18 protein-coding genes are annotated in these 20,174 nt (G+C 71.6%); 12 read left to right on the forward strand and 6 right to left on the reverse strand.

Annotated features, from left to right (window positions below):
• Positions 1–89 precede the first annotated feature (89 nt).
• The 3 genes from cmk (at position 90) to der (ending at position 2,957) form a co-directional block, all read left to right on the forward strand.
• Positions 90–797, forward strand: coding sequence for a (d)CMP kinase (cmk, locus tag OG432_RS27915; RefSeq protein ID WP_328313714.1), 708 nt, complete (start codon positions 90–92; stop codon positions 795–797).
• On the forward strand, positions 794–1,438 hold the full coding sequence (locus OG432_RS27920) for a lysophospholipid acyltransferase family protein (RefSeq protein ID WP_328313715.1): 645 nt from the start codon (positions 794–796) through the stop codon (positions 1,436–1,438). Before cmk ends, OG432_RS27920 begins: the two co-directional genes overlap by 4 nt.
• A 70-nt stretch (positions 1,439–1,508) precedes the next feature.
• A complete protein-coding gene (gene der / locus OG432_RS27925; RefSeq protein ID WP_328313716.1) occupies positions 1,509–2,957 on the forward strand; it encodes a ribosome biogenesis GTPase Der in 1,449 nt (482 codons plus the stop codon).
• Positions 2,958–3,006: 49 nt separating this feature from the next.
• Here the strand turns inward: der and OG432_RS27930 are convergent, their stop codons facing one another.
• Together OG432_RS27930 and OG432_RS27935 are read right to left on the reverse strand one after the other, a co-directional pair.
• On the reverse strand, positions 3,007–3,396 hold the full coding sequence (locus OG432_RS27930; RefSeq protein ID WP_328313717.1) for a hypothetical protein: 390 nt from the start codon (positions 3,394–3,396) through the stop codon (positions 3,007–3,009).
• Between the two features lie 281 nt (positions 3,397–3,677).
• A complete protein-coding gene (locus OG432_RS27935) occupies positions 3,678–4,445 on the reverse strand; it encodes a hypothetical protein (protein WP_328313718.1) in 768 nt (255 codons plus the stop codon).
• Positions 4,446–4,990: 545 nt separating this feature from the next.
• On the opposite strand from OG432_RS27935, the gene OG432_RS27940 reads away from it, so the two are divergent.
• Positions 4,991–6,271, forward strand: a complete 1,281-nt coding sequence (locus tag OG432_RS27940) for a glycosyltransferase family 4 protein (protein ID WP_328313719.1) — start codon at positions 4,991–4,993, stop codon at positions 6,269–6,271.
• Positions 6,268–7,101, forward strand: a complete 834-nt coding sequence (locus tag OG432_RS27945; protein ID WP_328313720.1) for a hypothetical protein — start codon at positions 6,268–6,270, stop codon at positions 7,099–7,101. The genes OG432_RS27940 and OG432_RS27945 overlap by 4 nt, the downstream gene beginning before the upstream one ends.
• 4 nt (positions 7,102–7,105) lie before the next feature.
• On the opposite strand, the gene ctaD is transcribed toward OG432_RS27945, so the two are convergent.
• Entirely contained in the window at positions 7,106–8,911 is a 1,806-nt protein-coding gene (gene ctaD, locus OG432_RS27950; protein WP_328313721.1) for an aa3-type cytochrome oxidase subunit I, read from the reverse strand.
• 456 nt (positions 8,912–9,367) lie between these two features.
• On the opposite strand from ctaD, the gene OG432_RS27955 reads away from it, so the two are divergent.
• Positions 9,368–9,583 carry an I78 family peptidase inhibitor gene (locus tag OG432_RS27955; RefSeq protein WP_328313722.1) on the forward strand — a complete coding sequence of 72 codons (216 nt, stop codon included), beginning with the start codon at positions 9,368–9,370 and terminating at the stop codon, positions 9,581–9,583.
• Between the two features lie 101 nt (positions 9,584–9,684).
• Here the strand turns inward: OG432_RS27955 and OG432_RS27960 are convergent, their stop codons facing one another.
• Entirely contained in the window at positions 9,685–10,686 is a 1,002-nt protein-coding gene (locus OG432_RS27960; RefSeq protein ID WP_328313723.1) for a phosphatase PAP2 family protein, read from the reverse strand.
• 523 nt (positions 10,687–11,209) lie between these two features.
• Here OG432_RS27960 and OG432_RS27965 point away from each other — a divergent pair.
• Positions 11,210–12,937, forward strand: coding sequence for an MFS transporter (locus OG432_RS27965; RefSeq protein ID WP_328313724.1), 1,728 nt, complete (start codon positions 11,210–11,212; stop codon positions 12,935–12,937).
• Between the two features lie 73 nt (positions 12,938–13,010).
• Positions 13,011–14,204, forward strand: a complete 1,194-nt coding sequence (locus OG432_RS27970; protein ID WP_328313725.1) for an acyl-CoA dehydrogenase family protein — start codon at positions 13,011–13,013, stop codon at positions 14,202–14,204.
• Positions 14,205–14,319: 115 nt separating this feature from the next.
• Here OG432_RS27970 and OG432_RS27975 read toward each other — a convergent pair whose 3' ends face one another.
• On the reverse strand, positions 14,320–14,760 hold the full coding sequence (locus tag OG432_RS27975; RefSeq protein ID WP_328313726.1) for a cell division protein SepF: 441 nt from the start codon (positions 14,758–14,760) through the stop codon (positions 14,320–14,322).
• 710 nt (positions 14,761–15,470) lie between these two features.
• On the opposite strand from OG432_RS27975, the gene OG432_RS27980 reads away from it, so the two are divergent.
• The gene (locus tag OG432_RS27980) at positions 15,471–16,376 is read left to right on the forward strand and encodes a S1 family peptidase (protein ID WP_328313727.1); all 906 of its coding nucleotides are present in this window, start codon (positions 15,471–15,473) and stop codon (positions 16,374–16,376) included.
• Positions 16,377–16,516: 140 nt separating this feature from the next.
• Positions 16,517–16,996: a hypothetical protein gene (locus tag OG432_RS27985; RefSeq protein WP_328313728.1), complete on the forward strand. Its 480-nt coding sequence runs from the start codon at positions 16,517–16,519 to the stop codon at positions 16,994–16,996.
• Between the two features lie 20 nt (positions 16,997–17,016).
• On the opposite strand, the gene OG432_RS27990 is transcribed toward OG432_RS27985, so the two are convergent.
• Positions 17,017–17,913 carry a DUF4231 domain-containing protein gene (locus OG432_RS27990; protein WP_328315274.1) on the reverse strand — a complete coding sequence of 299 codons (897 nt, stop codon included), beginning with the start codon at positions 17,911–17,913 and terminating at the stop codon, positions 17,017–17,019.
• 236 nt (positions 17,914–18,149) lie between these two features.
• Between OG432_RS27990 and OG432_RS27995 the strand changes: the two genes are divergently transcribed.
• Together OG432_RS27995 and OG432_RS28000 are read left to right on the forward strand one after the other, a co-directional pair.
• Positions 18,150–18,995, forward strand: coding sequence for an aminoglycoside N(3)-acetyltransferase (locus OG432_RS27995; RefSeq protein ID WP_328313729.1), 846 nt, complete (start codon positions 18,150–18,152; stop codon positions 18,993–18,995).
• Between the two features lie 127 nt (positions 18,996–19,122).
• Entirely contained in the window at positions 19,123–19,995 is an 873-nt protein-coding gene (locus OG432_RS28000) for a slipin family protein (protein ID WP_328315275.1), read from the forward strand.
• The last annotated feature ends 179 nt before the right edge of the window (positions 19,996–20,174 follow it).

A 20,174-nucleotide genomic window follows, 5' to 3' on the forward strand; every position in this document is an offset into this window, starting at 1 on the left:
CGACCGGGCGGGACGGGCGGCCCGCACGAGCCAGTAACCTTGTACGGGGCGGATTTGCGTCCCGAGCATCCCCGCCCCGTACAAGGAAGGTGTCCGTCACCGTGGAAACCGCCGCCCGGACCGCTCCGGCAGCAGTGATTGTCGCCATCGACGGCCCCTCCGGCACCGGCAAGTCCAGCACCTCCAAGGCGGTCGCCGCCAAGCTGGGGCTGAGCTACCTCGACACCGGAGCCCAGTACCGGGCGATCACCTGGTGGATGATCACCAACGGGATCGACATCGGCGACCCGGCGGAGATCGCCGTCGCCGCGGCCAAGCCCGTGATCGTCTCCGGCACCGACCCGTCGGCGCCGGCCATCACCGTCGACGGCGAGGACGCGTCGGGCCCGATCCGCACCCAGGAGGTCACCTCCAAGGTCAGCGCGGTGAGCGCCGTCCCCGAGGTGCGGGCCCTGATCACCCAGCTCCAGCGCGACATCGCGGCCGGCGCCGGGCAGGGCATCGTGGTCGAGGGCCGTGACATCGGCACCACCGTGCTGCCCGACGCCGACCTGAAGGTGTTCCTCACCGCCTCGCCCGAGGCGCGCGCGGCCCGCCGCAGCGGTGAGATCAAGGGCGCGGACGTGGCCGCCACCAGGGAAGCCCTGATCAAGCGGGACGCGGCCGACTCCGGCCGCAAGACCTCCCCGCTGGCCAAGGCCGACGACGCCGTGGAGGTCGACACCACCGAGCTCACGCTCGACCAGGTCATCGAGTGCGTCGTCACCCTCATCGAGGAGAAGCGGGCCGCCAAGTGACGGTTCCCTCGAACCGAGGCGCCGAGATCGGGCGCCGGATCGGTGTCGGTCTGATGTACGGGCTGTTCAAGCCCCGGGTGCTCGGCGCCTGGCGGGTTCCGGCGAGCGGTCCGGTGATCCTCGCCGTCAACCACTCCCACAACATCGACGGCCCGATGGTCATGGGCACCGCCCCGCGCGGCACCCACTTCCTGATCAAGAAGGAAGCCTTCGTCGGGCCGCTCGGCCCGTTCCTCGAAGGCATCGGCCAGCTCAAGGTGGACCGCACGGTCGCCGACCGCACCGCGATCACCGACGCGCTGGCCGTGCTCGACCGGGGCGGCGTCCTCGGGATCTTCCCCGAGGGCACCCGGGGCGACGGCGACTTCGCCTCGCTGCGGGCCGGCCTCGCCTACTTCGCCGTACGGTCGGGGGCGCCGATCGTCCCGGTGGCCGTGCTGGGAAGCACCGAGCGCCGCGGACGGTTGATAAAGGGGCTGCCGCCGCTGCGCAGCCGCGTCGACGTGGTCTTCGGAGACCCCTTCCCGGCGGGTGACGGGAGCGGCAGAAGGACCCGCAAGGCGCTCGACGAGGCCACCGTCCGCATCCAGGACCGGCTCACCGGCCACCTGGCGAACGCCAGGCGCCTGACCGGGCGCTAGGCCAGACTTTCAGTAGTGGACCGCTCGATCGCGGTCCACCGATCACGACGATGAACGAGGTACGGACTTCATGAACGACCAGCACGACCACGGAGCACTCGGCGACGCCGAGTTCGCGGAGTTCATGGAGCTCGCCGCCGAGGAGGGCTTCGACGCGGAGGACATCGAGGACGCCCTCGACGAGGCGGGCCACGGCCCGCTCCCGGCCCTCGCCGTCGTCGGCCGTCCCAATGTCGGCAAGTCGACCCTGGTGAACCGCATCATCGGCCGCCGCGAGGCCGTCGTCCAGGACAAGCCCGGCGTCACCCGTGACCGCGTCACCTATGAGGCCGAGTGGGCGGGCCGCCGCTTCAAGGTCGTCGACACCGGCGGCTGGGAGCAGGACGTCCTCGGCCTCGACGCCTCCGTCGCGGCCCAGGCCGAGTACGCCATCGAGGCCGCCGACGCCGTCGTCTTCGTCGTCGACGCGACCGTGGGCGCCACCGACACCGACGAGGCCGTCGTCCGGCTCCTGCGCCGGGCGGGCAAGCCCGTCGTGCTCGCCGCCAACAAGGTCGACGGCATGTCCGGCGAGTCCGACGCCGCGACCCTGTGGTCGCTGGGCCTCGGCGAGCCGTTCCCCATCTCCGCTCTGCACGGCCGCGGTACCGGCGATCTGCTCGACGAGATCCTCAAGGCGCTGCCGGAGGCTCCCGAGCAGCGCTTCGGCACCGCGGTGGGCGGCCCGCGCCGCATCGCCCTCATCGGCCGTCCGAACGTCGGCAAGTCCTCGCTCCTGAACCAGGTCGCGAAGGAGGACCGCGTCGTCGTCAACGCGCAGTCCGGCACCACCCGCGACCCGGTCGACGAGCTCATCGAACTGGGCGGAATCACCTGGAAGTTCGTCGACACCGCCGGCATCCGCCGCCGTGTCCACCTCCAGGAGGGCGCCGACTACTACGCCTCGCTGCGTACCGCCGCCGCCGTCGAGAAGGCGGAGGTCGCGGTCGTCCTCATCGACACCAGCGAGTCGATCTCCGTGCAGGACCAGCGCATCATCACCATGGCCGTCGAGGCCGGGCGCGCGCTCGTCATCGCGTACAACAAGTGGGACACCCTCGACGAGGAGCGGCGCTACTACCTGGAGCGCGAGATCGAGACGGAGATGCAGCAGGTCGCCTGGGCGCCCCGCGTCAACGTCTCCGCGCTGACCGGCCGCCACATGGAGAAGCTGGTCCCGGCGATCGAGACGGCCCTCGCCGGCTGGGAGACCCGGGTCCCCACCGGCCGCCTCAACTCCTTCCTCGGCGAGCTCGTGGCCGGCCACCCGCACCCGATCCGCGGCGGAAAGCAGCCGCGCATCCTGTTCGGCACGCAGGCGGGCACCAAGCCGCCGCGGTTCGTGCTGTTCGCCTCCGGGTTCATCGAGGCCGGCTACCGGCGCTTCATCGAGCGCCGGCTGCGCGAGGAGTTCGGCTTCGAGGGCACCCCGATCCACATCTCGGTGCGGGTGCGCGAGAAGCGCGGGCGCAAGAAGTAACTCCCCCACGGGAGCCCGTGAGGGAGCGGTGTCCCTCACGGGAGACGGTTCAGAGCCCCCTGCGGGGGCCGGGCGGCAGTGCCGCCGGGAGCTGGTGCTGCCCGGTGTACTGCCGCCCGTTCGCGTTCATCGCGGGGTGCACGTGCCAGTTCCCGACGTACGTCGCCGGGAAGTGCTGGGTCTGGTGACTCGGCTGGTGGCCGGTGCGGGTGCCGTGCATCACCGGTACGAATCCGGTGCCGAGCGCTCCGAAGCCGACGAACCCGAGATCCTCCTCGCCCGACCGGTCACCGGGCAGGGCGCGGAAGGACCGGAGGTACTCCGAGTACAGCGCGTCGTAGATCGGCGTGGGGGAGTGGGCTCCCGATGCGTCGCCCGAAGGGCGCATCGCGGGGATCTGGGACTGGTACTGCTGGCGGGAGGGGTCGTATGAGTGCACGTCTGTGCCAACGACACCGTAGGGCCGGGGTTGCGGGGTATTTCCGCTTATCGGTAGTGCGGGCCGGTATGCCACACGCCCCTCCCGCCCGCCACCGGTTCCCCTGGCGGGGCCGGGCAGGGTGCGGAAGGGGCGCGAAGGAACGCGTCACACGCGCCTGACGGGGCGCGTCATAGGGGGCGTGTCACACGGGGCGTGTCACACGGGGCCGGCACGCGCCTTCGCACGGCGTGGGGGCCACGGCGCGCGCCTCGCACGGCGCGGGGGATTCGCGCGGGGGCTCAGGTGCCGGCCAGCGGCATGGCGGCGGCCACCAGGCGGCCGTCGGCGGCGGCCTTCTCCAGGGCGTCCCTGAGCAGGTCCTCGCGGGGCTGCTGGCCGATCACGCCGACGGGGACGGCGAAGACCAGCACGCGCTGCGACTTGTTCGCGGCGGCACGCCAGCCCTCGGTCACCTGGAGCGGCTGGTGGGCCTGCCACCAGGAGACCGAGCCGCTGCCGCCGGGGCCCGGCTGCAGGACCGCGTGCAGCTGGCCCATCGCGAGCAGCACGGACCAGCCCGGAAGCACCGACGGCAGCCGGCCCATGTCGGTGACCGGCACGAAGCCCTGCTCGATGAGGAGCGGGAGGAACTCGTCGCTGCTGCCGCCCGAGCCCGGCCGGGCGATCGGGACGGTCGGCTCCACGACGAGCGCGGGGTGCAGATCGCCCTCGATCAGCACCAGGCCGCTGGTGATGCCGAGCACCGCCTGCTCCGGGCCGCCGGCCGGCTCCTCGCCCGTGATGGACCGTACGGCGCCCTGGAGCTGCTCCTCGGCGACCTGGACGACCTGGGAGGGGATGCAGCTGGCGTGGGCGAAGGCCAGGACCGCGGTTTCCTCGCCGACGAACAGCACGGTGCTGGTGCGCTCCTGCTCGGAGTCGCCCGGCGTGCGGCAGGAGGTGCAGTCGTAGCTGCCCGGGGCGTTGTCGCCGGCGAGCAGCCGCTCGGCTTCTTCGTCGCCGATCTCGGCGCGGACGTCCTCACTGACGTCGAGCATGCGCGGCACGGGTGGCTCCTAGGAACTGAGTGGATGCGCCGGGCGGTTCCCGGCTTCTCTCGTACTGACGACAACGGACGATCTGTCGCCGGGGTCACGCGCGACGGCGAACGGAATGCGACCGCCCCGGGCGGAGGGCGAGTCCGGCCCCGGAATACCTCACTCCCTGTCAACGCATGCGGATTACATGGAAGTTGGGGCGGTGAACCGGGACACCGATCATCTTTTCCTCGGGTCATCGAATGCCGATGTGCCCGCTTCGGGGGTGTCCTGGTGGGGCGGCGGCCGACGGACCGGGGAACGGAGGCTCCGTCCGGCCGCCCGGACGGTGGCCCGCCCCCGCGCCCGCCCGCTTTCGATCATGTTCCAGTGGAGCGTGCGCCGATCGCGGTACCTCTGTGACCTGCGGTGATCTGCTGTCGGAGCGCAGACTCGGTCAATCCAAGTACAGTCCGTTCCAGACCGAAGGGTTTCGAATCCGACCGACCCGGTCGGCCGGATGATCAAGCGTGAGATCGACGGGACGACCGAACGACCAAAGGGACGCGTGGCGCATGCACCTCTCCTTCCTGCTGCACAACGCGTACAGCCTGGGCGGAACCATCCGGTCCACCTTCAACCTCGCCGGTGAACTCGCCCGCCGCCACGACGTCGAGATCGTCTCGGTCTTCCGGCACCGCGACGAGCCCACCCTGGCCGCTCCCGAGGGCGTGCGCATCCGGCACCTCGTGGACCTGCGCACGCACAGCCCCGGCTACGAGGGCGAGCACCCCCAGCACAAGCAGCCGGCCAGGGTGTTCCCGCGCGGCGACGGCCGCCACCGCCAGTACAGCCGGCTCACCGACGCCCGCATAGGCGCCCATCTGCGGGAGACCGGCGCGGACGTCGTCATCGGCACCAGGCCCGGCCTCAACGTGCACATAGCCCAGGAGACCCGGCCCGGCGTGATACGCGTAGGCCAGGAACACCTGACCCTCGACGGGCACGGCTACCGGCTGCGCCGCGAAATAGCCCACTCGTATCCGCTGCTCGACGCCATCACCACGGTCACCCGGGCGGACGCGGCGGCCTACCGGGAGCTGAAGCTGCCCGGCGTGCGCATCGAAGCGGTGCCCAACGCCGTGCCCGCCCCCGCCGTCGAACCCGCCTGCGGCGACGGCAAGCTCGTCGTGGCGGCGGGGCGGCTCACCCAGGTCAAGCGGTACGACCTGCTGGTGCGGGCCTTCGCGCAGGTGGCCGCCGTCCGGCCCGACTGGCGCCTGCGGATCTACGGCTCGGGCGACGCGTTCGGCAACGAACGCGACGCACTGCGCAACCTCATCGACGATCTTGGCCTCTACAACAATGTGTTTCTCATGGGCCTGGTCGGCGACCTCGACAGCGAGTGGGTCAAGGGCTCCGTCGCGGCCGTCACGTCGAGCCACGAGTCCTTCGGCATGACCATCGTCGAGGCGATGCGCTGCGGGCTGCCCGTCGTCTCCACGGACTGCCCCCAGGGACCACGCGAGATAATCGACGACGGCGTGGACGGCCGGCTCGTCGAGACGGGCAACGCCGACGCGGTGGCCTCGGCCCTGCTCGAACTGATCCAGGACGACGGACTGCGCCACCGCATGGCCAAGGCGGCGCTGGAGAACTCCGCACGTTTCGACCCCGCCAGGACCGCCGAACACCACGAGGCGCTCTTCGAGGAGCTGTACGCCGAAGGCGGCGCCGCGCGCTCCGCCGGACTGCTGCGCGGATCCCTGCACCGGGCCCGCAGCAGCGCCCTCGACGGGGCGTACGCCCTGCGCCACAAGGCCGCCTCCGTGCTCCGGAAAGGGCAGACCGCATGACCACCACCGCCGAGTCCCCGGACACGGGCAACGCCCCCGCGGCGCCGCGCGCCCACTGCATAGCCGATTCGGCGGGCGGGGTGACCTTCGACGTCACGGGCGCCGGGCAGCCGGGCGCCACGCTGGTACTGCGCCGGCGCGCCGCCGACCCGGGCGCCGATGCGCTGCTGCCCCTCACCCCGGCCGCCGAGGGGCTGCTCAGGGCGGTGCTGCCCAGCACGGTCGGGCTCCCCGAGGGCGTGTGGGACGCGTATCTGCGCCTGGGTGAGGGCGCCGAGCAGCGCCTCGAGCCGGGCGTACGCGATCTGCGCGCCCTGGTCGACCGGGAGCCGGGCCCCGACGCCGACGGGGTCGCGGTCCGCATCCCCCACGCCGACAGGTCGGGCGCGCTCGTGGTCCGCAGCTGGCTGCGCAGACCGCACGCCGAGACCGGCACGATCGGTTTCGGCGCGGACACGGTCACCGTGCGTGGACGGCTGTACGGAGCGGCGCTCGGCCCGGAGCCCGCGGTCGAGGCACGGCGGCGGGGCAGGGGCGGCCGGGTCCACCGCGTCCCGGCGAGCCCCGAGGGCGAGAGCGGCGGCTTCACCTTCACGCTGCCGTACGCGCCGCTCTCCGAGGGGCTCGACGCGAAGGAATGGCTCTGGGACCTGTGGCTGCTCACGGGCACCGACGGCGGGGCGGTCCGGCTCGCCCGGCTCCTGGACGACGTCCCCATGAAGCAAGTGATCTTCGTGTACCCGGGATCGAAGGTGGGCCCCGGCGTGGTCCGCCCGTACTACACCGGCACGAACGACCTGAGCGTGCGGGTCGACGCGGTACGGGACTGACCGCTCAACGCGACCCTCCGGGCCGGCCGACGCCGCCCTCCGCCCCGCCCTCCGCCCCGTCGCCCGTTCCGTTGTCGTCCGTCCCGCCGTCCGTCCGGCCGCCGGCCTCGCCGGGCCCGGACACCGCCGGCATCGCGACCGGCTCCTGCCCGGGGACCAGATCGTCGCGGAACGGGGCGAACTCCGGGTGATGGAGGTCGAAGGCGGGGGACTCGGTCCGGATCCGCGGGAGGGTCACGAAGTTGTGCCGCGGCGGCGGGCAGGACGTCGCCCACTCCAGCGAGCGGCCGAACCCCCACGGGTCGTCGCTCTCCACCTTCTCTCCGTACCTCGCCGTCTTCCAGACGTTGTAGAAGAACGGCAGCGTGGACAGGCCGAGCAGGAACGCCCCGATCGAGGAGATCGTGTTGAGCGCCGTGAAGCCGTCCGCCGCCAGATGGTCCGCGTACCGGCGCGGCATGCCCTCGGCGCCCAGCCAGTGCTGGACCAGGAACGTGATGTGGAAGCCGAGGAAGAGCGTCCAGAAGTGGATCTTTCCGAGCCGCTCGTCGAGCATCCGCCCGGTCAGCTTCGGCCACCAGAAGTAGAAGCCGCCGAAGGTCGCGAAGACCACCGTGCCGAACACCACGTAGTGGAAGTGGGCCACCACGAAGTACGAGTCCGTGACGTGGAAGTCCAGCGGGGGCGAGGCGAGGATGACGCCGGTCAGGCCGCCGAACAGGAAGCTCACCAGGAAGCCGACCGACCACAGCATCGGCGTCTCGAAGCTCAGCGAGCCCCGCAGCATCGTGCCGGTCCAGTTGAAGAACTTCACCCCGGTGGGCACCGCGATCAGGAACGACATGAAGGAGAAGAAGGGCAGCAACACCGCCCCGGTCGCGAACATGTGGTGCGCCCACACCACGATGGAGAGCCCGGTGATGGCCGCCGTCGCCCCGATCAGCGCCGTGTAACCGAAGATCGGCTTGCGCGAGAAGACCGGGATGATCTCCGTGATGATGCCGAAGAACGGCAGCGCGATGATGTAGACCTCGGGATGGCCGAAGAACCAGAAGAGGTGCTGCCAGAGCAGCGCGCCCCCGTTCTGCGCCTCGAACACCACCGAGCCGAACCTGCGGTCCGCCTCCAGGACGAGCAGCGCCGCCGCGAGCACCGGGAACGCGATGAGCACCAGGATCGAGGTGAACAGGACGTTCCAGGTGAAGACCGGCATCCGGAACATGGTCATGCCGGGTGCGCGCATGCCGATGATGGTGGTCAGGAAATTGACCGCGCCGAGAATGGTGCCGAAGCCGGAGAGCGCCAGGCCCATGATCCACAGATCGGCGCCGGCACCCGGGGAGTGGGTCAGCGAGTTGAGCGGGGCGTAGGCGAACCAGCCGAAGCTCGCGGGTCCGGACGGCAGCAGCACCGAGCCGAGCACGATCAGTCCGCCGAAGAGGAAGAGCCAGTACGCGAGCATGTTCAGCCGCGGGAAGGCCACGTCGGGGGAGCCGATCTGCAGCGGCATGATCGCGTTGGCGAAGCCGGCGAAGGTCGGCGTCGCGAAGAGCAGCAGCATGATCGTGCCGTGCAGCGTGAAGAGCTGGTTGTACTCCTCGTTGGTCATGATCTGGAGCCCGGGGCGGGCCAGTTCGGCCCGCATCAGGAGCGCCATCAGACCGGCCACGAGGAAGAAGAGGAACGACGTGATCAGGTAGAGGTGCCCGATCCTCTTGTGGTCGGTGGTGGTCAGCCACTCCACGATCACCGCCCCCCGCCGGCGGGCTCGTGCGGGTCGTGCCGCGGGGGCCTTTGTCTGCGTGTCCATCGCATCCCCAGGGGTCCTCGGCGTCGGGCCAGGGCCATGATGCTCGGGCCGGAGCCCGCCGCAACAGAGGGCCTACGCCATCCGGCCGACCGGCGAGGGGCCGCGGCCGTGAGACCGCGGGGGCCGACCGGGGGCCGGGACGATGAATTGACCACGCGCCGTCAATTCCGTTCGAGCTGCCGCCGAGTGGGAATTCTCCGAGGCGCGGACGAGGGAATTGCAGCCATAACGGAAATGCGTTCCACCGGCTGGAACCGCCCAGTGCGATAACCGGGCAAGGGGTCAGGAACTGCCCGTACGAGTGACGGAGTTCGAGCCGGGACGGGCCCCCGATCCTGTGACAGAAGTGTGACTGGCGGGGCACCGGGGGCGGACAACCGGTGGGTTCCGCGCGGGCTCCGGGGACCGCCGCGGCCCCCGCTTCCGTCGCCCGGCGGGTCCGCCTACGGTGGTCGCATGGCACCGATACCGTCCCACCCCGCACATCCCGACGACGCTCCGGAGTCCTATGTCGGCCTCGACGCCGACGACGCCGGGCGGCTCGCGGCCTCCCGCGGCTGGTCGACCGTCAGGTCGCTCCCGCCGGGCTCGGTCATCACGATGGAATACATGCCAGGGCGCCTGAACTTCGAGGTCCAGGAAGGCACCGTGACCCGCTGCTGGCACGGCTGAGCCGCCGCCACACCGCACCGCACCGCACGGACACGGCGAAGGCCCCCGGTGGACACCGGGGGCCTTCGTGCTGTCGCGTACCGGGCCGGGCGCCCGCGCCGTCAGCCGCCCAGGGGGCGGGCCGGCGCGCTGCGCGGGGACCGCTCGGTGTGCGGGGGGCGCCGGGTGCCCGCGGGGACGACCGGGGGCCGTTCCGAACGGGCCGGCTGGTGCGGCCGCACGGGGAGGGGCCGGGCGGGGCCGCGTCCGCTCGACACGCCGACCGGCTCGCGCAGCGGTGCGTCGTCCTCGTCGTGGCCGCGCGGGGGCACCATCGCGGGCACCGGGGACGCGGGCACCGGGACGGGCAGTGCGGCGCCGCGGGAGCGCATGCGCTCGCGCACCTTCTCGCGCACCGCGAAGACGAAGGCCTCGGCGCGGGCGATCAGCGGCTCGAACCAGGGCAGGGCCAGCAGGATCAGCAGACCGGCGGCCCAGCCGAGCAGCACGTCGCTCACCCAGTGCGTCCCCAGGTAGACGGTGGTCGCCCCCACGCCGAGGGCGACCATGGCCGAGGTGACGGACAGCCAGCGTCTGGCGCGCGGAGTGGTGGCGAGGTAGCCGAGGATGCCCCAGGTCACGACCGCGTTGGCGGTGTGCCCCGAGGGAAATATGTCGCCGCCCGCGAAGAGCTCCGCGGACCCTATCTGCGTGGCGTAGTGCGGGCCGAGCCGGCCGAGACCGAGCTTCACCGAACCGACCGTGATGTTGAGCAGCAGAAGGGCCGCCCCGAGGCTCAGGAGCGGCCGCAGTGTGTGCTGGCGCCAGGAGCGCCAGCCCAGCCAGGCCATCACCATCACGGCGGTGGGGCCGCGCTGGCCGAGGACCACGAAGTAGTCCAGGAAGGCGTGCAGCTGGGGCCACCGCTCGTACGGCCGGAACAGCATGACCTTCCAGTCCAGCTCGACGAGCCAGGACGACCCCAGCACGGCCACGACGATGGCGAGGTAGAACGCCAACGTCGCGCCGAAGAGGACCCCGCGGTGACGGCTCATCCGCGGGATCTCTATCTTCGGTGGCTCGGGCTCCCGGTCCAGGCGGGCGAAGATTCGGTCAGTACGCACTCAATCGACGTTACAGCGAGTGAGAGAGTGCCCAGGCCGATCCGGGATCTTCGTGATGACGATGTGATGTGGAGTATGTCTCACTCGGCCTTTTATTCCTGGCGCCGACGAATACCCCGGGACCGCCCCATCCATTCACCCGGACCCGTTCCGGAACGCATTTTTCGGTATGCCGAGGAATTCCCTTTGCCAGGCGGGGAAGTGGAATTAATCCTTCGGTCACCGGCCCGGTACGCAGCGTAAAGATCACTCCGGGGTGCTCCCCGCGTGGCGTACACCACACCGTGGCCCGCTGTGCGGTGAGAGGTGGGCCACGCGCCACCCGGACGAACTCGCGTACGCTGACGAATCACTCGCCCGCAGGCGCCGGGCCCCGGCCGGACCGTTCCGCTCAGGTCCTGGCCGCGAGTCACCGGGTCCCGGGCCCGCCGACCGCGAGGGCGGTGAGGGAGCGGACCGCGGCGGCAGAGCCGTCCCGGGTCGCGGAGGCCCGCGGTACTTGGAGTACTTGGGAGGTACCTACATGACAGGGACGACCATGGCCGGTGCACGACCGCGTGCCGCCGCCGGCGGCGGCAACCGCTGGGTCATCCTCGTCGTCCTCTGCGTGAGCCTGCTGTTCGTGGCGCTCGACGCCACCGTCCTCCACGTCGCGATCCCCTCCGTCACCGAGGACCTGCGGCCGGGCTCCGTCGAACTCCTGTGGATCGTCGACGCCTACCCCCTGGTCTGTGCCGCGCTCCTGATCCTCTTCGGCACGCTCGGCGACCGGGTGGGCCGGCGCCGCGTCCTGCTGCTCGGCTACGGAATCTTCGGCGCCGCCTCCGCGGTCGCCGCACTCGCCGACTCGGCCGCGGTGCTCATCGTGGCCCGCGCGCTGCTCGGCATCGGCGGCGCGATGATCATGCCGGCCACCCTCTCCATCCTGCGCGTCGTCTTCCCCGACCGCCGCGAGCGTGCCACCGCCATCGGCATCTGGACGGCGGTGGCCGCGATAGGCGCCGCCGTCGGGCCGGTGCTCGGCGGCTTCCTCGTCCAGCACTACTGGTGGGGCTCGGTCTTCCTCGTCAACATCCCGCTGATGGCGCTGATCCTGCCGCTCGGCCGGTGGATCCTGCCCGAGTCCAAGGGCAGCTCCGACGGGCCGTGGGACGTGCTCGGCGCGCTGATGGCGGCCGGCGGCATACTCGCCGTCGTCTTCGGCGTGAAGCGGCTCGGCGCCGGCGACGGCTTCCTCGACGGCCCCGCCCTCGCCGCCCTGTGCGTCGGAGCCGCGCTGCTCGTCGTCTTCGTACGCAGGCAGCGCCGCCGCACCCATCCGCTCGTCGACATCCGGCTGTTCTCCCGGCCCGCGTTCGCGACCTCGGTCGGCTGCATCATCATCGCCATGCTGGCGCTGGTCGGCCTCGAACTCATAGCCGTCCAGTACCTCCAGCTCGTCCTCGTCCTCTCCCCGCTCCAGACCGGTCTGCGCATGCTGCCGCTGACCTTCGCCGCGATGGCGGCGGGTGCGACCGGCTCCTACACGCTGCGCAGGCTCGGCCCGCGCCGGATGGTCTGCACGGGCTTCGCCCTGGTGGCGGCCGCCGTGCTGCTGCTCGTCCCGATGGGCCAGACCGACTGGCCGCTGCTGATGACCGTCTCGTTCGTCGTGCTCGGCTTCGGGCTCCAGACCACCCTGTTCGCCGCGTACGAATCGATGCTCAGCGAGGCCCCGCCGGAGCGGGCCGGCGGCGCGGCCGCCATCGGCGAGACCTCCTACCAGCTCGGCGCGGGCATCGGCATCGCGCTGCTCGGCAGCGTCATGAACGCCGCCTATGCGCCGGGCCTCGCCTCGGTCGGCGGGGTCCCCGCCCCCGCGTCGGCCGCCGCGTCCAACTCGCTGGGCGAGGCCTACGAGGTCGCCGCCCGTCTCGGCGGCCCGGCCGGCGCCGCGCTGCGCACCGCGGCCCGCGCCTCGTTCGTGCACGGCCTGCACGTCACGTTGTTCGTCAGCGCGGCGCTCCTGCTCCTGGGCGCCGTGGCCGGGCTTCGCCTGCCCCGCATCATGGACTGCTCGGTGGCGGGCCAGGACCGCGGGTGCGAGCCCGAGTGCGAGACGCGCTCCACGACGAGCCCCGAGCCGCACCCCGAGCCGCACCCCGGGTCCCGGCCCGAGCAGGGGCCCTCGCAGCAGCTGAGCATGAAGCTGCCCTCGCCCGCGCGGCCCGGCGATGTGGCGGCCGTGGAGTCTGGACGCACGGGACACTGACCCGTAACGTCAGCGCTCAGGTAATAACTAACACTGCTAGTTTTAGTTGAGCGAGAGCCGCGGAGGCGCCCCCATGTCCGCTCCTTCCTCCAAGCTGCCCCCCTTCGACCCGGCCGACCCGCTCGGCGTCGACGACCTGCTGAGCGCCGAGGATCTCGCGATCCGCGACACCGTGCGCTCCTGGGCCGCCGACCGGGTCCTGCCGCACATCGCCGAGTGGTACGAGAACGGCGAGCTGCCCGGCATCCGCGAACTGGCCCGCGAACTGGGCTCGATCGGGGCGCTCGGCATGTCCCTGACCGGCTATGGCTGCGCGGGCGCCACCGCCGTCCAGTACGGGCTCGCCTGCCTGGAGCTGGAGGCCGCCGACTCCGGTATCCGCTCCCTCGTCTCCGTACAGGGCTCGCTCGCCATGTACGCGATCTGGCGGTTCGGCTCCGAGGAGCAGAAGCGGCGCTGGCTGCCGGGCATGGCGGCGGGCGAGATCATCGGCTGCTTCGGCCTCACCGAGCCCGACCACGGCTCCGATCCGGCCGGCATGCGCACGTACGCCAAGAAGGACGGCACCGACTGGATCCTGAACGGCCGCAAGATGTGGATCACCAACGGTTCGGTGGCCGGCGTCGCGGTGGTCTGGGCCCGGACCGACGACGGCATCCGGGGCTTCGCCGTGCCGACCGACACCCCCGGGTTCTCGGCCCCCGAGATCAAGCACAAGTGGTCGCTGCGGGCCAGCGTCACCAGCGAACTGGTCATGGACGAGGTCCGGTTGCCCGCCGACGCGGTGCTCCCGGAGGTCACCGGGCTCAAGGGCCCGCTCAGCTGCCTCTCGCACGCGCGCTACGGAATCGTCTGGGGCGCGATGGGCGCGGCCCGTTCCTCCTTCGAGGCGGCGCTCGACTACGCGAGGACCCGCGAGCAGTTCGGCAGGCCCATCGGGGGATTCCAGCTGACCCAGGCCAAGCTCGCCGACATGGCGCTCGAACTGCACAAGGGCATCCTGCTCGCCCACCACCTGGGCCGCCGCATGGACGCGGGCAGGCTCCGCCCGGAACAGGTCAGCTTCGGCAAGCTCAACAACGTGCGGGAAGCGATCGAGATCTGCCGCACCTCGCGCACGATCCTCGGCGCCAACGGGATCTCGCTCGAATACCCGGTGATGCGGCACGCCACCAACCTCGAATCGGTGCTCACCTACGAGGGCACCGTCGAGATGCACCAACTGGTGCTCGGCAAGGCGCTCACCGGACTCGACGCCTTCCGCTGAGCGACCCGCCCCGCCGGGCGGGGCGCGCGGTCGACTCCCGGGGGTGCCGTGCCCCACGGCGATCACGCCGTGGGCCGGCCCCCCGGCCGGGAGGCATCTCGTGCATCTCGGTGGTTCAGCTCTGGTTGAAGAACCCGCCGGTCCGGCGGCCCGCGGCCTCGCCGTTGACGATCTCCGTGTCCGCGGGCGTCAGCAGGAAGACTCTGGTCGCCACGCGCTCGATGGAGCCGCGCAGACCGAAGGTGAGCCCCGCGGCGAAGTCGACGACGCGCTTGGCGTCACCGGCGTCCATCGCCGTCAGGTTCACGATCACCGGGACGCCCTCGCGGAACAGCTCGCCGATGCCCCGCGCGTCCCGGAAGCCGTCCGGCGTGACGGTGGCGATCCGGCGGCCCTGCTCCTCGGCCGACTCGGAGGCCACCCGTACCCGCGGGTCCGTCACCCAGGCCTCGCCGGGCTCGGGAGCGGCACCTTCGGTGTACTCGTCGTCGTAGTAGCGGTCGTCGTTGTCCTCGACAAGTCCCAGCCAAGCACTCGCCTTGCGCACCGATCCCATGGACGCCTCCTCTCGCAGCGGTCTTCTTCTTGCGACTTCTTCTGTTCCCTATCCCTATGGTCGTCCATGATGCGGATCCCGCGCCAAGTGGATAGTCGCCGCGCAGGTGATTCGTGACGGTACTGGCACAGAGGATGTGGCGATTCGTCAGGAAACTTCTGGGATAAGGCCGGTACGGGAAGTCCGGTGTAACAAAATGACGAATCCACCTCCACATGAGTGATGCGGGGGTCGTACGGGTGAACGGATCGCTCGATCCGGTGCGTGCCGCACTGAAGAACGACGCCTCGGACGCCGCGCCCGACGGTATGCGCAGGGAGCTGTGCGCACGACGACGGCCTGCTCGTCGCGGTTCTGACGGAGGCTCAGGCCGGGCGGCGCTCCCGCGGCCGGCGCTGCGAGTGCTGCGAACACCTCGGCGGCGCCGGCCGCCGAGAGACCCGCACCGCCCAACCCCGGGACGCCGCGCCCCAGGTGGCGGGCGCCGGCCGGGGAGCGCTCCGTACGCACCGGGCCGCACCGGCGTGCGCGGCCCCGCGAGATCCGGCCACGAGGCCCCCTTGCGCGCCCCGCCCGGACCCCCGAATACTCCTCCGCAGCGCTTGTCAGGAGCACGGCCGGCGTCTGTCTGTGCTGCCGTCATCCTTGGCTGCGCCTCACGGGGTCCCCCCATTTCACGGGCCCCTCGATTCCCCTCGGGAGGAAAAGAAGTGAGGATCAAGCGCACCACCCCCACAGCCCCCTCCGGTCCGGCCAGACGCGCCAAGATCGGTGCCGTCGCCACCGGGCTGCTCGCCGCCGTGGCCATCGCCGTACCCAACGCCAGTGCCACCCCGGCCCACACGTTCGGCGCCGCCGCCCTGAACGCCGCCAGTGACGCCGTCCGCGGCGCCGACGTCGCGGGAACCGCCTGGAGCGTGGACAGCGCGACCGGCAAGGTCCTGCTCACCGCGGACTCGACCGTCACGGCGGGGGACCTCGCCAGGATCAGACACGCGGCCGGGGCCAACGCGGACGCGATACGCATCGAGCGGACCCCGGGCAAGTTCACCCCCCTGCTCTCCGGCGGCGACGCCATCTACACCACCAGCTGGCGCTGCTCCCTCGGCTTCAACGTCAAGAAGGGCTCCGTCTACTACTTCCTGACGGCGGGTCACTGCACCGAGGGCAAGCCGAACTACTACACCAACTCCTCGCACTCGACGAGCATCGGCCCGACGGTGGGCACCAGCTTCCCGGGCAACGACTACGGTCTCGTCCAGTACACCAACACCTCGCTCGCGCACCCGAGCGCGGTGGGCAGCCAGCCCATCTCCAGCGCCGCCAACCCGACGGTCGGCCAGACGGTCACCCGGCGCGGCTCGACCACCGGCGTCCACAGCGGCAAGGTCACCGCGCTCAACCAGACGGTCAACTACGGCAACGGCGACATCGTCTCCGGCCTCATCAAGACCACCGTGTGCGCCGAACCCGGCGACTCCGGCGGCCCGCTCTACGCCGGCTCCACCGCGCTCGGACTCACCTCGGGCGGCAGCGGCGACTGCACATCCGGCGGAACCACGTTCTTCCAGCCCGTGGTCGAAGCCATGAACGCCTATGGCGTGACCCTGTTCTGACCCCGTTCCGGCCCCCGTCCGGGAGAACCGGACGGGGGCTTTCCGCTGGACGTGATGCGCTGATTTGAGAGGATGTGCAGGGGGCGGGACGCGCGACGGGTCCGCCGGTGACCGGCGCCGGACACACGGGGTGAGACGCAGTGAAGCGCATCGGAGTGACCGGCCACCGCGACATCCCGCCCGACGCCTTCGAGGAGATCCGCGACCGGCTGCGCGCGCTGCTGTGCGGCCACGACGGCTCCCTCGAAGCGCTCTCCAGCCTCGCCACCGGCGCCGACCAGCTCTTCGCCGCCATCGCCCTCGACTGCGGCGCCGCCCTCACCGCGGTGATCCCGAGCGGCGACTACGAGACGGGCTTCGCCGACGCCGCCGAACTGGCCCGCTACCGGGGCCTGAAACGCCGGGCGAGCCAGGAGGTCGCCCTCGGCTACCCGCACTCCACGGACGAGGCGTACTACGCGGCGGGCGCCTACATCGCGGACAACTGCGACCGCCTCGTCGCCGTCTGGGACGGCCTGCCGGCCCGCGGGCTCGGCGGCACCGGGGACATCGTGCAGTACGCCCGCAGCCTGGGCCGCCCGGTCACGGTCGTCTGGCGCGAGGGCAGCCGCAGGAAGTGACCCGGAGAGCGCGGGCCCGGTCAACTCCGCAGCCGGGCCAGCCAGTCGGTGTGCTGGGGCGAGACGATGCGCTCGGTCTCGTACACGGCCTGCGGCCACTGCCGCTCGGTCACCCTGTTCTCCATCGCCACGTGCATCTCCATCAGGTCCTGCTCCACCAGCGCGTGGGCCGATATCAGCGGCTGGTGACGGCGGATCTCGCTCCAGGCGAGACAGGCGGCGGCCGACGCCGACAGCACACCCGCCATGTTCACCTCCTCCGCGACCGAGAAGGTCCGCAGCAGGGCGAGGCCGAGCGCGAGGAGCGTCAGGAGCGTGATCGCCGTCGACCACAGCCGGGTCGCGCGCCGCGAGGTCTCCTGACGGCGCCGGTACCAGTTGCGCTGCTCGATCAGGCGGTCGCGTACGTACGTCTCCTTGCGCACGTTGAACGACTTGGCCCGTAACTCCCGCATGCTCGGGGTGATCAGGTCCTGCGGGGCGGGCCCGCCCCCGTCGCGCGGGTCGTGCCAGCCCACCTTCCGCAGCTCCCGCAGTCCCTCCTCGACGCGGGTGACGAACAGCGCGTCCGGGTCGGGGGAGGCGAGGTCGAAGGGGGCGCCGTGCACGGCGTAGCGCCAGCACATCGACTTGACGAACTCCGCCGCGGACCGGTTGAGCTGCCAGTGCGAGGCGGCATGGTGGCGGGCGGCGCCGAAGCTCGCGAGCAGCACCCCGGCGTAGGCGAGCGCACTGAGCGCGCCGAACAGCTGGACGTCCTGGCCGACGCGGACCTGCGGCAGCGCCGCCGCCACCGCGCCCGCCACCAGGAGCGAGAGCTGCGTGCGGGTCAGGTTGACCGCCGACTGCCGGCGGCCGACCGCCAGCGTGTCCGCGTGGTGAAAGAGGCCCGGCAGATCCGCGTTCCGGAAGACCATGCTCTGCAGTGGGCCGGGAATCGCCGTCACGTGCACCCCCGTCTGCGGTTTTTCGGTTCATGTCGGGGGATGGCAGGTGTGCGCCCCGTTTCGCGTGCTCCATCCGCCGGTGGGGACGAGGGTAAAGTCGTCCCGCCGACACTGCAACGGTGCACAACTCCACGCACCGGAGCGCCAGTTGGCGACGGTGCCCCCCGGATGGCAGGTCTCCCGGGCAGGAAGGGAAGGTATCTCGCGTGGCCGAGGACATCGCCGGGGCCGGGGCCGGGGCGGCGGGCACCGCTGCGAGCGGCGCCGCGAGGCCGGGGGCATCGGGGTGCGGCCCGGCGGCGGACCCTGTTGCCCAGCTGCGGGCCCTCGGGGTCCCCGACGGCGCGACCCTCCTCGTGCACGCCTCGCTGCGCGGCACCGGGCTGCGCGACGACGCGCTCCTCGACGCGCTGCGCACGGTGCTCGGGCCCCGGGGCACGCTGGTGGTCCCCGCGTTCACCCCCGAGAACTCCGACACCTCCCCGGCCCACCTCGCCCTCGTGAGCCGGGCCCCCGACCCGGCCGCCTTCCGCGCCGCGATGGCGCCCTTCGATCCGGACCGCACCCCGTGCCCGGGGATGGGCCGCCTCGCCGAACGGGTCAGGACCACCCCCGGCGCCGTCCGCAGCGGCCACCCCCAGACCTCCTTCGCGGCGCTCGGCGACCGGGCCTGCGAGCTCATGAAGGGGCACGCCCCCGACTGCCACTTCGGCGAGGACTCGCCCCTTCCGCGCCTGATCGCCGCCGACGCGCGGGTCCTGCTGGCCGGCGTGGGATTCGAGGCGTGCACCGTCTTCCACTTCGCCGAATACCTGGTGCCGACGCGTCCGGCACGCACTTATCGTGCGGTGATCAGGGACGAGAGCGGCGAGGCGGCCTGGTTCACCTATCAGGACGCCGCGCTCGACGACAGCGACTTCGCCCGCATCGGCGCGGACCTCCCCGCCCGGCACGTGCGCCGCGGCCCCCTGGGGCGGGGCGGCGCGCTGCTCTTCCCCGTCCGGGCGGCCGTCGAGCACGCGGCCGCCTGGATGGCCGGCCACCGGACCTGACCCCTCCCGGCCGCCGCCCGCTCGTGCGCCGATCGGAGCGGACGAGGGGCTCCGGGGGCTCCCTCTGGGCGGAAAGCGGAGTTACCGTCGAAGGACACGCCCGATTCGCCCACCCTTGGGGGCCGTGATGGTCGAGGCACTCGTAACGGCGGGCATCGCCGTCGGCTCCGCCGGCGCCGTCTATCTGCTGGCGGCGGCCCGGGTCGTCAAGCAGTACGAGCGGGGAGTGGTGCTGCGGCTCGGCCGTCTGAAGGACTCGGTGCGCGGGCCGGGGCTGACGATGATCGTCCCCTTCGTCGACCGCCTGCGCAAAGTGAACATGCAGATCGTGACGATGCCGGTGCCCGCGCAGGACGGCATCACCCGGGACAACGTCACGGTCCGGGTGGACGCGGTGATCTACTTCAAGGTCATCGAGCCGGCGGACGCGGTCATCCAGGTCGAGGACTACCAGTTCGCGGTCGCGCAGATGGCGCAGACCTCGCTGCGCTCCATCATCGGCAAGAGCGACCTGGACGACCTCCTGTCGAATCGGGAGAAGCTCAATCAGGGCCTTGAGCTGATGATCGACAGCCCGGCCATCGGCTGGGGCGTACAGATCGACCGCGTCGAGATCAAGGACGTGTCGCTGCCGGAGACGATGAAGCGCTCGATGGCCCGCCAGGCGGAGGCCGACCGCGAGCGGCGGGCGCGGGTGATCAACGCGGACGCCGAGCTCCAGGCCTCGAAGAAGCTGGCCGAGGCGGCCGGGGTGATGTCGCAGGAGCCGGCCGCGCTTCAGCTGCGGCTGCTGCAGACGGTGGTGGCGGTGGCCGCCGAGAAGAACTCGACCCTGGTGCTGCCGTTCCCGGTGGAACTCCTGAGGTTCCTGGAACGCGCCGCCCCGCCGCCGGCCGCCCCATCGCCGCCGGCCCCCGGCGAGGCGCCTGCCGCGCCCGCCGCGCCCGCCGTGCCCGCCGTGCCTCCCGGGCCGCAGGCCGCGCCGGAGGAAAACTTGTGAAAGTTTTCACAAGCGCACAGGGGTCCTAAGTCCTCAGGTATCCATGCAGCTCAGCGGCGTGTTTTTGATGACGTCCGGTCAGCTGGAAGGACCTTCTGCCCTCGGGAACAGGGCTTTGTCGGGCCCGCGAGCACCGCGAACAGATGTCGAATGGAGACATCGGACAAAGCATCGCAACG

Source organism: Streptomyces sp. NBC_00442, from assembly GCF_036014195.1.
GTDB lineage: Bacteria > Actinomycetota > Actinomycetes > Streptomycetales > Streptomycetaceae > Streptomyces.

Bases quoted from the DNA above. Each gene is read 5' to 3' on its own strand.
- der (WP_328313716.1), top strand. From the start codon at position 1,509: ATGAACGACCAGCACGACCACGGAGCACTCGGCGACGCCGAGTTCGCG.
- OG432_RS27940 (WP_328313719.1), top strand. From the start codon at position 4,991: ATGCACCTCTCCTTCCTGCTGCACAACGCGTACAGCCTGGGCGGAACC.
- OG432_RS27945 (WP_328313720.1), top strand. From the start codon at position 6,268: ATGACCACCACCGCCGAGTCCCCGGACACGGGCAACGCCCCCGCGGCG.
- ctaD (WP_328313721.1), bottom strand. From the start codon at position 8,911: ATGGACACGCAGACAAAGGCCCCCGCGGCACGACCCGCACGAGCCCGC.
- OG432_RS27955 (WP_328313722.1), top strand. From the start codon at position 9,368: ATGGCACCGATACCGTCCCACCCCGCACATCCCGACGACGCTCCGGAG.
- OG432_RS27965 (WP_328313724.1), top strand. From the start codon at position 11,210: ATGACAGGGACGACCATGGCCGGTGCACGACCGCGTGCCGCCGCCGGC.
- OG432_RS27970 (WP_328313725.1), top strand. From the start codon at position 13,011: ATGTCCGCTCCTTCCTCCAAGCTGCCCCCCTTCGACCCGGCCGACCCG.
- OG432_RS27975 (WP_328313726.1), bottom strand. From the start codon at position 14,760: ATGGGATCGGTGCGCAAGGCGAGTGCTTGGCTGGGACTTGTCGAGGAC.
- OG432_RS27990 (WP_328315274.1), bottom strand. From the start codon at position 17,913: ATGGTCTTCCGGAACGCGGATCTGCCGGGCCTCTTTCACCACGCGGAC.
- OG432_RS28000 (WP_328315275.1), top strand. From the start codon at position 19,123: ATGGTCGAGGCACTCGTAACGGCGGGCATCGCCGTCGGCTCCGCCGGC.